Annotated in this window: 10 protein-coding genes; 7 read left to right on the top strand and 3 right to left on the bottom strand. The window is 59.9% G+C overall.

The genetic code is table 11. The annotated features are described in order from the left end of the window. Positions 1-147 precede the first annotated feature (147 nt). Positions 148-585, top strand: a complete 438-nt coding sequence (locus tag CAG02_RS16095) for a YkgJ family cysteine cluster protein (RefSeq protein ID WP_085712785.1) — start codon at positions 148-150, stop codon at positions 583-585. Positions 586-699: 114 nt separating this feature from the next. Here CAG02_RS16095 and typA read toward each other — a convergent pair whose 3' ends face one another. After that, complete coding sequence (typA, locus tag CAG02_RS16090) at positions 700-2520, bottom strand: translational GTPase TypA (RefSeq protein ID WP_085712784.1); 1821 nt, start codon at positions 2518-2520, stop codon at positions 700-702. Between the two features lie 139 nt (positions 2521-2659). After that, a complete protein-coding gene (gene thiI, locus CAG02_RS16085) occupies positions 2660-4114 on the bottom strand; it encodes a tRNA uracil 4-sulfurtransferase ThiI (RefSeq protein WP_085712783.1) in 1455 nt (484 codons plus the stop codon). Between the two features lie 328 nt (positions 4115-4442). Between thiI and glnA the strand changes: the two genes are divergently transcribed. The 5 genes from glnA to ntrC all read left to right on the top strand — a co-directional run bounded on the left by glnA (position 4443) and on the right by ntrC (position 9873). Beyond that, complete coding sequence (glnA, locus tag CAG02_RS16075; RefSeq protein ID WP_085712782.1) at positions 4443-5849, top strand: glutamate--ammonia ligase; 1407 nt, start codon at positions 4443-4445, stop codon at positions 5847-5849. Between the two features lie 144 nt (positions 5850-5993). Next, the gene (locus tag CAG02_RS16070; protein WP_085712781.1) at positions 5994-6503 is read left to right on the top strand and encodes a DUF4124 domain-containing protein; all 510 of its coding nucleotides are present in this window, start codon (positions 5994-5996) and stop codon (positions 6501-6503) included. After that, complete coding sequence (locus CAG02_RS16065; RefSeq protein ID WP_085712780.1) at positions 6500-7123, top strand: DUF4124 domain-containing protein; 624 nt, start codon at positions 6500-6502, stop codon at positions 7121-7123. Before CAG02_RS16070 ends, CAG02_RS16065 begins: the two co-directional genes overlap by 4 nt. Before the next feature lie 231 nt (positions 7124-7354). Then, positions 7355-8440, top strand: a complete 1086-nt coding sequence (glnL, locus tag CAG02_RS16060; RefSeq protein WP_085712779.1) for a nitrogen regulation protein NR(II) — start codon at positions 7355-7357, stop codon at positions 8438-8440. Further along, positions 8437-9873: a nitrogen regulation protein NR(I) gene (gene ntrC / locus CAG02_RS16055; protein ID WP_085712778.1), complete on the top strand. Its 1437-nt coding sequence runs from the start codon at positions 8437-8439 to the stop codon at positions 9871-9873. The genes glnL and ntrC overlap by 4 nt, the downstream gene beginning before the upstream one ends. A 410-nt stretch (positions 9874-10283) precedes the next feature. Here the strand turns inward: ntrC and CAG02_RS16050 are convergent, their stop codons facing one another. Beyond that, the gene (locus tag CAG02_RS16050; RefSeq protein ID WP_085712777.1) at positions 10284-10724 is read right to left on the bottom strand and encodes a hypothetical protein; all 441 of its coding nucleotides are present in this window, start codon (positions 10722-10724) and stop codon (positions 10284-10286) included. On the opposite strand from CAG02_RS16050, the gene CAG02_RS16045 reads away from it, so the two are divergent. Next, complete coding sequence (locus CAG02_RS16045) at positions 10723-11178, top strand: tRNA (cytidine(34)-2'-O)-methyltransferase (protein ID WP_083367278.1); 456 nt, start codon at positions 10723-10725, stop codon at positions 11176-11178. The two genes, CAG02_RS16050 and CAG02_RS16045, sit on opposite strands and share 2 nt — an antisense overlap. Positions 11179-11211 lie beyond the last annotated feature (33 nt).

Genomic DNA, 11211 nt, shown 5'->3' with positions numbered 1-11211 from the left:
TTGGCGAATGCCTGAATGAATGCAGGGGCCGTGCCGGATTGTCGGCCCCGGTGATGACAGAAAGAAAAAATCTGGCGAAAGGTTGTTCAAAAATCCACCAGTCCCGGTATGATCGCGCGCCCTGATGCACACGCCTGGTAAACCCCGATGATGAAGCCCAACCTGATCGCCGCAGCCGAGATCGACCGTCTCGATACCTGGGCCAAATATTCGGCCCCAATGTGCGGCTCGTGCGTTTCCAGCTGCTGCACGCTGCCGGTCGAGGTCAAGATCAAGGACCTGGTGCGCATCGGCGTGGTCGACGAGTTCGAACTGGGTGACCCGCCGAAGAACATCGCCAAGCGCCTGCAAAAGGAAGGTCTGGTGGAGCGCTTCAACCAGAAGTCGGGGATCTTCACCCTGCAGCGCATGAGTAACAACGATTGCTACTACCTGGATCGCAAGAGCCGGCTGTGCACCATTTATGACAAACGCCCGGACACCTGCCGCAACCACCCGAAGATCGGCCCGCGCCCGGGATATTGCGCGTACAAGCCGAAGGAAGTGGAGCGGGTGCAGAGTTCGCGGTCGATCGAGAAGTTCTGATCGGCTCTTGATCGTCCCCACGCTTTGCGTGGGAACGAGATATCAAAAAAGCCCAGACAAACAAAAACGCCCCCGGTCTCTCGACCGGGGGCGTTTTTTTAAGCCTGGGCTAAATTACGCCTTGGCTTTCTTGGCAGCGCGGGTACGCTCGCTTTCGTCCAGGATCTTCTTGCGAAGACGGATGGACTTAGGAGTAACTTCGCACAGCTCGTCTTCCTGGATGTATTCCAGAGCCTGTTCCAGGGTGAAGCGAACAGGTGGAACCAGAGCGATGGTTTCGTCTTTACCCGAAGCACGCATGTTGTCGAGCTTCTTGCCCTTGGTAGGGTTTACACCCAGGTCGTTGTCGCGGGAGTTCTGACCAACGATCTGACCGTTGTAGATCTCCTGGCCGTGTTCTACGAACAGCTTGCCACGAGCCTGCAGGGTTTCCAGGGAGTAGGTCAGCGCCTTGCCGGTTTCAACCGAAACCAGAACGCCGTTCTGACGGCCGGACATGTGGCCCGACTTCACTGGAGCGTAACGATCGAAGATCGAGGTCAGGATGCCAGCACCGTTGGTCAGGGTCAGGAACTGGTTACGGAAACCGATCAGACCGCGAGCAGGGATGTTGTATTCCAGACGAACACGGCCCTTGCCATCCGGCACCATGTTGCTCAGGTCGCCTTTACGCAGACCCATTTCTTCCATGACCTTGCCCTGGGATTCTTCAGGGATGTCGATGGTCACGTTTTCGAACGGTTCCTGCTTCACGCCGTCAACTTCACGGATGATCACTTCAGGACGGCCCAGGGCCAGCTCGAAGCCTTCGCGACGCATGGTTTCGATCAGTACCGACAGGTGCAGCTCACCACGGCCGGATACCTTGAACTTGTCAGCCGAGTCGCCTTCTTCAACGCGCAGTGCAACGTTGTACAGCAGCTCTTTGTCCAGACGATCCTTGATGTTACGGGAGGTCACGAACTTGCCTTCTTTACCGCAGAATGGCGAGTCGTTTACCTGGAAGGTCATGGAAACGGTTGGCTCGTCAACGGTCAGAGGCTTCATCGCCTCGACGGTGTTGATGTCGCACAGGGTGTCGGAGATGAACAGCTCGTCGAAACCGCTGATGCAGACGATGTCGCCGGCCGCTGCTTCTTCAACGTCAACGCGGTGCAGACCGTGGTGACCCATCAGCTTCAGGATACGGCCGTTGCGGCGCTTGCCGTTGGCGTCGATAGCGACAACCGGAGTGTTCGGCTTGACGCGACCACGAGCGATACGGCCAACACCGATAACACCCAGGAAGCTGTTGTAGTCCAGAGCTGAGATCTGCATCTGGAACGGACCGTCACGGTCAACAGCCGGAGCTGGAACGTGGTCGACAACCGCCTGGTACAGCGCGGTCATGTCTTCGCCCATGGCGGTGTGGTCCAGACCGGCGATGCCGTTCAGGGCCGAAGCGTAAACAACCTGGAAGTCCAGTTGTTCTTCGGTGGCGCCCAGGTTGTCGAACAGATCGAAGATCTGGTCCAGAACCCAGTCAGGACGCGCGCCCGGACGGTCAACCTTGTTGATGACCACGATCGGACGCAGGCCGGCTTCGAAAGCCTTCTTGGTCACGAAACGGGTTTGCGGCATAGGGCCGTCTTGAGCGTCGACCAGCAGCAGCACGGAGTCAACCATGGACATAACGCGCTCAACTTCGCCGCCGAAGTCGGCGTGGCCCGGGGTGTCCACGATGTTGATGTGGTAGCCGTTCCAGTTGATGGCGGTGTTTTTCGCCAGAATGGTAATGCCGCGCTCTTTTTCCTGGTCGTTGGAGTCCATCACGCGCTCGTCGTTGAGCTCGTTGCGCTCCAGGGTGCCGGATTGACGCAGGAGTTTGTCTACCAGGGTGGTCTTACCATGGTCAACGTGGGCAATGATGGCGATGTTGCGTAGATTTTCGATCACTTGTGTATCTCGATCAGAGGATTCGGTTTGCTGACAAGTCTTGGCAGCGATTAGCAGTAGTGTCCGGCATGGCCGTTACAGCTTGACGGCGGTGTCGGGGGGCCGGTGACGCAGGCCACAGGCAAACAGCCCCGGGCACTTAGCTCGGTCGATAAACGCGCACATTGGCATGCCCCTCACTGAGCAAATGGTGAGCATGCAGGCGACTCATCACGCCTTTGTCGCAATACAGCAGGTACTGGCGAGTAGGGTCCAGTTCCTTGAAACGTGCGTTCACTGCATAGAACGGCATCGTCTGTACTTCTATGCCCTCGAGTTCCAGCGGCTCATCCTCGGCGGCATCCGGGTGACGGATGTCGATGACGATCTGGCCGGCCAGTGCCTCGCTGACTTCTTCGATTTGCAAATCCTGGCCCAATTCGTCGATCACCCGATCGATCGGCACCAGTCTGGCGTTTGCGAGCGCACGCTCAAGCACCGCCATGTCGAATTCCTGCTCTTCGTGCTCGACCCGGCCACGCTTGGCGGCGGTCTTCGGGTTGACCGAAATGACCCCGCAGTACTCCGGCATGTGCCGGGCGAAATCGGCGGTGCCGATCTCGTTGGCCGTGTCGATGATGTCCTGCTTGTGGGCGACGATCAGCGGACGCAGGACCAGTTTGTCGGTCACGCAGTCGATCACCGACAGGTTCGGCAGCGTCTGGCTCGACACCTGGGAGATCGCCTCGCCGGTGACCAGCGCATCAATGTGCAGGCGCTCGGCGATGGCCGAGGACGCGCGCAACATCATACGCTTCAATACGACGCCCATATGACTGTTATCGACCTTGCCGAGAATTTCGCCCAGGACTTCTTCAAATGGAACACTGACAAATAGCACGCGTTGCGAGCTGCCGTACTTCTTCCAGATGAAATGCGCGACTTCCATCACGCCCAGTTCGTGGGCACGACCGCCCAGATTGAAGAAGCAGAAGTGCGCCATCAGGCCGCGACGCATGATCTGGTAGGCCGCAACCGTCGAGTCAAAGCCGCCGGACATCAATACCAGCGTCTGCTCCAGCGCACCGAGCGGGTAGCCGCCGATGCCATTGTGCTGGCTGTGGATGACAAACAACCGTTTGTCGCGAACTTCGATGCGGACTTCGATTTCCGGCGCTTTCAGGTCGATACCGGCAGCACCGCACTCACGGCGCAGCTTGCTGCCGACGTATTTTTCGACGTCCATCGAGCTGAATGCATGCTTGCCCGCACGTTTGCAGCGCACCGAGAAAATTTTCCCGGCCAGTGCATCGCCGTAGTGCTGCTTGCACTTCTCGGTGATGTCGTCGAAGTCGCCCAGCGGGTACTCGTCGATCTGCAGAAAGTGCGCGATGCCCGGCATGCAAGTCAGGCGCTCGCCCATCTCTTTCAGGGCCTTGGGATCGGTCACGCGGGTTTCCAGCTCGAGATTGTCCCACACACCGTTCACCACCACGGCCGGGTCCAGGTCGCGGAGCACGGTGCGGATGTTCTTGGCCAACTGGCGGATGAATTTCGTCCGGACAGGTCGGCTTTTGATGGTGATCTCGGGGAAGACTTTTACGATTAGTTTCATGAAAACAGCGCGCGCTGGGCCAGCCGAAAAAGGGGGGCGCGGATTATAGCGGAAATTGCTCAAGGTTTAACCAGTTAATGTGCAGAAGGTTTTGCATGCACCAAAACGGGTCATTTTCGACTTATAGCGCTACATTAAAGGGCGAGATTTTCAGCCTTTATGCGTTTCGCACCTTAATAAGCGTGAATTTGGGGCAAAAAACCCATGCAGGGGCACTGGCATGCAATTTGCTCCCTTGTGAGGCAGGTTGCCTTGGCAGAGTATTCGCGCCGGCATCACCAACATTTAAGGGCATCCACTACCAGCCCTAAGCCACCCGGAGGACACTATGTCGAAGTCGGTTCAACTCATCAAAGATCATGACGTCAAGTGGATTGATCTGCGCTTCACGGACACCAAAGGCACTCAGCACCACGTGACCATGCCGGCTCGCGATGCGCTGGAAGACGACTTCTTCGAAGTTGGCAAGATGTTCGACGGTTCCTCCATCGCTGGCTGGAAAGGCATCGAAGCCTCCGACATGATCCTGCTGCCGGACGACGAAACCGCCGTTCTGGACCCGTTCACCGAAGAGCCGACCCTGATCCTGGTCTGCGACATTATCGAACCTTCGACCATGCAAGGTTACGATCGCGACCCGCGCGCCATCGCCCACCGCGCCGAGGAATACCTGAAGACCACCGGTATCGGTGACACCGTATTCGCCGGTCCAGAGCCTGAGTTCTTCATCTTCGACGAAGTGAAGTTCAAGTCCGACATCTCCGGTTCGATGTTCAAGATCTACTCCGAGCAAGGCTCGTGGATGTCCGACCAGGACGTGGAAGGCGGCAACAAAGGCCACCGTCCAGGCGTGAAAGGCGGCTACTTCCCGGTTCCGCCGTTCGACCACGACCACGAAATCCGTACCGCCATGTGCAACGCACTGGAAGAAATGGGTCAGACCGTTGAAGTTCACCACCACGAAGTGGCGACTGCCGGTCAAAACGAAATTGGTGTCAAGTTCAACACCCTGGTGAAGAAAGCTGACGAAGTTCAGACTCTGAAATACGTTGTACACAACGTGGCCGATGCCTATGGCCGCACCGCGACCTTCATGCCGAAGCCTCTGTACGGCGATAACGGCTCGGGTATGCACGTTCACATGTCCATCGCCAAAGATGGCAAGAACACCTTCGCTGGCGAAGGCTATGCCGGCCTGTCCGAAACCGCCCTGTACTTCATCGGCGGTATCATCAAACACGGTAAGGCCCTGAACGGCTTCACCAACCCGGCCACCAACTCCTACAAGCGTCTGGTGCCAGGTTTCGAAGCTCCGGTGATGCTGGCCTACTCGGCTCGCAACCGTTCCGCCTCGATCCGTATTCCTTACGTCAACAGCCCACGCGGCCGTCGTATCGAAGCACGTTTCCCGGATCCGGCTGCCAACCCGTACCTGGCTTTCGCAGCACTGCTGATGGCCGGTCTGGACGGTATCCAGAACAAGATCCACCCAGGCGATGCCGCTGACAAAAACCTGTACGACCTGCCACCTGAAGAGGCGAAAGAGATCCCGCAAGTTTGCGGCAGCCTGAAAGAAGCCCTGGAAGAGCTGGACAAGGGCCGTGCGTTCCTGACCAAGGGCGGCGTGTTCTCCGACGACTTCATCGATGCCTACATCGCGCTGAAATCCGAAGAAGAAATCAAGGTCCGCACCTTCGTACACCCACTGGAATATGAGCTGTATTACAGCTGCTGATCCGGTAGCGCTGCGCTACGCGGCGTGACAAAAGAGAGGCCTCCTTCGGGAGGCCTTTTTTATTGGCCGGATGTTTACCGTCCGAGCCATCCCCGCCCGACTGGCCTATGCTGCAACCCATCGTTTTCGTTTCCGGTCGATTTCATGGGTCGCACCTTTCTCTACATCCTGATGCTGATCGCCCTGCCCGCCGCCGCGCAGATCTACAAATACACCGACGCCAACGGCAACACGGTGTACAGCGATCATTCGCCGGACGGCGTGAAGGCGCAGCCGGTGGAACTGCCACCGCTCAACAGCGTCCAGCCTCAGGCACCGAGTGCGCCGTCATCGGATGCGGCCAGTCGGGCGCCTGCACGAAATGCCTATGAAATGCTGGAGCTGACCGGCCTGCCCACCGAAGAAGCCCTGCGCGCCAACAACGGCACGTTCACGGTCAGCGTGCTGATCAAGCCGCGCCTGCAAGCACCTCATCAATTGCGCCTGTTGCTGGACGACGCGCCTTATGGCCAGCCGAGCAACGTGCCGATCCTGCAACTGGTGAACGTCGACCGGGGCGAGCATCGGCTGGCGATTCAGGTGATCGATGGCGAGGCGATCATTCAGCAGAGCCCGGCCGTGGTGTTCACCGTGCAGCGGGTGCACAAGCCATGACTCGCGGACTGATCGCCGTGTGCCTGGCCCTGTTCGCGCTCGGTGCGTCCGCCGAGGTCTTCACTTATGTCGATTCCCAGGGCAATCGGGTCTACACCGACCAGCCGCGCGGCAACGCCAAGCGCGTACCGCTGGCCACCAGCAATCGCATGGCCTCGAACCCGACCGGGGCGGCGCCCATCACCACGGCGAAAAAATCACCGGAGCAACCGCTGTTCCGCTACGACATGCTGCGGGTGCTGGTTCCCGAGCCGGACGCAACCATTCGCAGCAGCGCCGGCGAACTGATCGTCAGCATCACCAGTGAACCCGGCCTGCAAAAAGGTCATCGCTATCGCCTGTTGCTGGACGGCCAACCCACCGGCGAACCCGGACTGAGCCCGGTGTTCCCGCTGAGCAATATCGATCGCGGCAGCCATAACCTGTCGGTGGAGATCCTTGATGCGCAGGACCGCATCGTCGAACGCACGGCCAATCAGCCGTTCCACATGCAGCGCATCTCACTGGCACAGAAACGCCAGGTCAAACCCTGCACCACCGACGACTACGGCGTTCGCCCGGAATGCCCGCTGAAAGACAAACCCGTCGAACCGAAAAACCCCTTCCTGCGTTTCTTCTAACGCCGTTCAGCTTTGCGCACTATATTGGTGCAACAGTCTGCACCGTACCCACAATCCAACCCATTTTGGTTCGAAAGTACCCGCCAGGGCCGGCTGATCGCCACGCAAACGAGCGTCAAACGCCCGTTTCAGGGGATGAACGCTTCTTTTCGGAGCCTTGGTTTGGTTTTTGCATTTTCCTCGCACCGGCGCTTCGTTTCTCGCGCACGCCTTGCTCCAAAAGAGGTCCTGATGACCATAAGCGACGCACTCCACCGATTGCTGCTCGACAACCTGACCACCGCCACCATCCTGCTCGACGCCGAATTGCGCCTCGAGTACATGAACCCGGCGGCGGAGATGCTGCTGGCCATCAGCGGTCAGCGCAGCCATGGCCAGTTCATCAGCGAGCTGTTCACCGAATCCACCGAGGCGCTCAATTCGTTGCGCCAGGCGGTGGAACAGGCGCACCCGTTCACCAAGCGCGAAGCGATGCTCACCGCCCTCACCGGCCAGACCCTGACCGTGGACTACGCGGTGACACCGATCCTGAGCAGCGGCGCGACCCTGCTGTTGCTGGAGGTTCACCCTCGCGATCGCCTGCTGCGGATCACCAAGGAAGAGGCGCAGTTGTCGAAGCAGGAAACCAGCAAGATGCTTGTGCGCGGCCTCGCCCACGAGATCAAGAACCCGTTGGGCGGCATCCGTGGCGCCGCGCAATTGCTGGCCCGGGAACTGCCGGAAGACAGCCTGCGCGACTACACCAACGTGATCATTGAAGAGGCCGACCGCCTGCGCAATCTGGTCGACCGCATGCTCGGCTCGAACAAACTGCCGTCGCTTGCGCTGTGCAACGTCCACGAAGTGCTGGAGCGCGTCTGCCAGTTGGTCGAGGCCGAAAGCCAGGGCTGCATCACGCTGGTGCGCGATTACGACCCGAGCATTCCGGACGTGCTGATCGACCGCGAGCAAATGATTCAGGCGGTGCTGAACATCGTGCGCAACGCGATGCAGGCGATCAGCAGCCAGAACGAGCTGCGTCTGGGCCGCATCAGCCTGCGCACCCGCGCCATGCGCCAGTTCACCATCGGCCATATCCGCCATCGTCTGGTGACCAAGATCGAGATCATCGACAACGGCCCGGGGATCCCGGCGGAACTCCAGGAAACCATTTTCTTTCCCATGGTCAGCGGACGTCCGGACGGTACCGGACTCGGCCTGGCCATCACCCAGAACATCATCAGCCAGCACCAGGGCCTGATCGAGTGTGACAGCCATCCAGGCCACACCACCTTCTCGATCTTTCTGCCACTGGAACAAGGAGCCACATCGACATGAGCCGTAGTGAAACCGTGTGGATCGTCGATGACGACCGTTCTATCCGCTGGGTCCTGGAAAAAGCCCTGCAACAGGAAGGCATGACCACCCAGAGCTTCGACAGTGCCGATGGCGTGATGAGCCGCCTGGCCCGCCAGCAGCCGGACGTGATCATCTCCGACATCCGCATGCCGGGTGCCAGCGGTCTGGATCTTCTGGCGCGGATTCGCGAGCAGCACCCACGACTGCCGGTCATCATCATGACCGCACACTCCGATCTGGACAGCGCTGTCGCCTCCTATCAGGGCGGCGCTTTCGAATACCTGCCCAAGCCGTTCGACGTCGACGAAGCGGTGTCGCTGGTCAAGCGCGCCAACCAGCACGCCCAGGAGCAGCAAGGCCTGGAAGTGGTGCCCGCCCTGACCCGCACCCCGGAAATCATCGGCGAAGCGCCGGCGATGCAGGAAGTGTTTCGCGCCATCGGGCGCCTGAGCCACTCCAACATCACCGTGCTGATCAACGGCGAATCTGGCACCGGTAAAGAACTGGTGGCTCACGCCCTGCACCGCCACAGCCCGCGCGCGGCCTCGCCGTTCATTGCGCTGAACATGGCGGCGATTCCGAAGGACCTGATGGAATCCGAGCTGTTCGGCCACGAGAAAGGCGCGTTCACCGGAGCGGCCAACCTGCGGCGCGGACGTTTCGAACAGGCCGACGGCGGCACGCTGTTCCTCGATGAAATCGGCGACATGCCGGCAGATACCCAGACCCGACTGCTGCGGGTGCTGGCCGACGGCGAGTTCTATCGCGTTGGCGGGCATGTGCCGGTCAAGGTTGATGTACGGATCATCGCGGCGACTCACCAGAATCTGGAAACCCTGGTTCACGCCGGGAAATTCCGTGAGGACTTGTTCCACCGCCTCAACGTGATCCGCATCCATATTCCGCGCCTGTCGGACCGTCGCGAAGACATCCCTACCCTCGCCAAGCACTTCCTCAGCCGTGCCGCGCAGGAACTGGCGGTGGAGCCGAAGCTGCTGAAAAGCGAGACCGAGGAATACCTGAAAAACCTGCCATGGCCGGGCAACGTGCGGCAGCTGGAAAACACCTGCCGCTGGATTACGGTGATGGCGTCCGGGCGTGAAGTGCACATCGGCGACCTGCCGCCGGAGCTGCTGAGCCTGCCGCAGGATTCTGCACCGGTGACCAACTGGGAGCAGGCGCTGCGCCAGTGGGCCGACCAGGCCTTGGCCCGTGGCCAGTCGAGCCTGCTCGACAGCGCGGTGCCGGCGTTCGAGCGGATCATGATCGAGACGGCGTTGAAACACACTGCCGGGCGCCGCCGTGACGCAGCTGTGCTGCTGGGCTGGGGCCGCAATACCCTGACCCGCAAGATCAAGGAGCTCGGCATGAAGGTCGATGGCGGGGATGACGATGAGGGTGATGAAGGCTGAAATTCAGTGCAGGCCTGCACCGCCGCAAGGCACCGTGACCCGTAATCGGGCACGGTCGCGGGCTTGAGCTTATGTCGCAACACGCCGAAAAAACCAGCCGATGAAAAGACGAAGGCCCCGTATTACGGGGCCTTCGTCATTGTGTCGGGCTTTTTTGTTTCAAAACGATAAAAACTGGCACGCCCCCTGCAACAACCCTTTCAGGTGATTCGATTCACCCACCCTTTCGGGGGCCTTGGTACAGGCAGGCCGGGGATTCCCCTCTTTACACCGGGCTCATCAAGCCCACCCTTTTGGGGCCCTTGATACAGGCAGGTCAGGGGTTCCTTCTTTACACCGGCTCAGCACGCCATGCGATGAGCCCGCCCGTTTCGGGAACCTTGGTACAGGCAGGCCGGGGATTCCCTCTTTTATTGCTCCCGGATACGTATCTCCAGCCGCCAGCGGTCATCGACCGCCTGGCCGGCCCACTCCCCTTGCAGCGGCCGCGCCGCCAGCACCGTCAGCAGCAACCCGCCGTCACTCAACCGAGTCCGCCAGTTCACGTCCTTGCCGTTGAGCTTCAACTGACCCTTTTGTGCCTTGCCCTCGGCCTGAAACAACAGGGCGAGCGTGCCATCGACGATTTCGCCATGCAGCTTCGGCTCATTGTTGAACCAGACCGCCAGACCGCCATCGATCACCTCGACCTGCTGCAGGACGCTCGGGTCAGGCGTGGTCAAACGGCCGATCATCATCCCGACCATCAGACCGAAAATCGCCAGCGATCCCATGACTCGCGGGAATAGTTTCGAACGCGGGTCGGCTGGCGGCGTAGAATGCGCGTCATCTTTACCTTCGGAGCCGTGCATGTTTCACGTCATCCTTTTTCAACCGGAAATTCCACCGAACACCGGTAACGTTATCAGGCTGTGCGCCAACAGCGGCTGCCACCTGCATTTGATCGAACCGCTGGGCTTCGAAATGGACGACAAGCGCCTGCGTCGCGCCGGTCTCGACTACCACGAGTACGCCACGCTGCAGCGCCACGCCGACCTCGCCAGCTGCCTGGAAAGTCTCGGCAACCCACGGCTGTTCGCCTTCACCACCAAGGGTTCGCGACCGTTTCACGATGCCGCGTTCGTCCCGGGCGATGCCTTCATCTTCGGCCCGGAAAGCCGTGGCCTGCCGCCGGAAGTGCTGGACGCGCTGCCTGCCGAACAGCGCCTGCGTCTGCCGATGCGTGAAGGTTGCCGCAGCCTGAACCTGTCCAACACCGTGGCAGTGGCCGTGTACGAAGCGTGGCGGCAGAACGGCTTCAAGTAACGATCACCGCCCATGAAAAAAGCGCCTGTAACG

The organism is Pseudomonas sp. R43(2017) (genome assembly GCF_002112345.1).
Taxonomy (GTDB): Bacteria; Pseudomonadota; Gammaproteobacteria; order Pseudomonadales; family Pseudomonadaceae; genus Aquipseudomonas; species Aquipseudomonas kribbensis.
Note: the sequence above shows the minus strand (reverse complement) of the source record. Positions and strands in the feature narration are given on the sequence as shown.

Coding starts and splice junctions, on each gene's coding strand:
- CAG02_RS16095 (WP_085712785.1), top strand. CDS start 148: ATGATGAAGCCCAACCTGATCGCCGCAGCCGAGATCGACCGTCTCGAT.
- thiI (WP_085712783.1), bottom strand. CDS start 4,114: ATGAAACTAATCGTAAAAGTCTTCCCCGAGATCACCATCAAAAGCCGA.
- glnA (WP_085712782.1), top strand. CDS start 4,443: ATGTCGAAGTCGGTTCAACTCATCAAAGATCATGACGTCAAGTGGATT.
- CAG02_RS16070 (WP_085712781.1), top strand. CDS start 5,994: ATGGGTCGCACCTTTCTCTACATCCTGATGCTGATCGCCCTGCCCGCC.
- CAG02_RS16065 (WP_085712780.1), top strand. CDS start 6,500: ATGACTCGCGGACTGATCGCCGTGTGCCTGGCCCTGTTCGCGCTCGGT.
- glnL (WP_085712779.1), top strand. CDS start 7,355: ATGACCATAAGCGACGCACTCCACCGATTGCTGCTCGACAACCTGACC.
- ntrC (WP_085712778.1), top strand. CDS start 8,437: ATGAGCCGTAGTGAAACCGTGTGGATCGTCGATGACGACCGTTCTATC.
- CAG02_RS16045 (WP_083367278.1), top strand. CDS start 10,723: ATGTTTCACGTCATCCTTTTTCAACCGGAAATTCCACCGAACACCGGT.
- CAG02_RS16050 (WP_085712777.1), bottom strand. CDS start 10,724: ATGCACGGCTCCGAAGGTAAAGATGACGCGCATTCTACGCCGCCAGCC.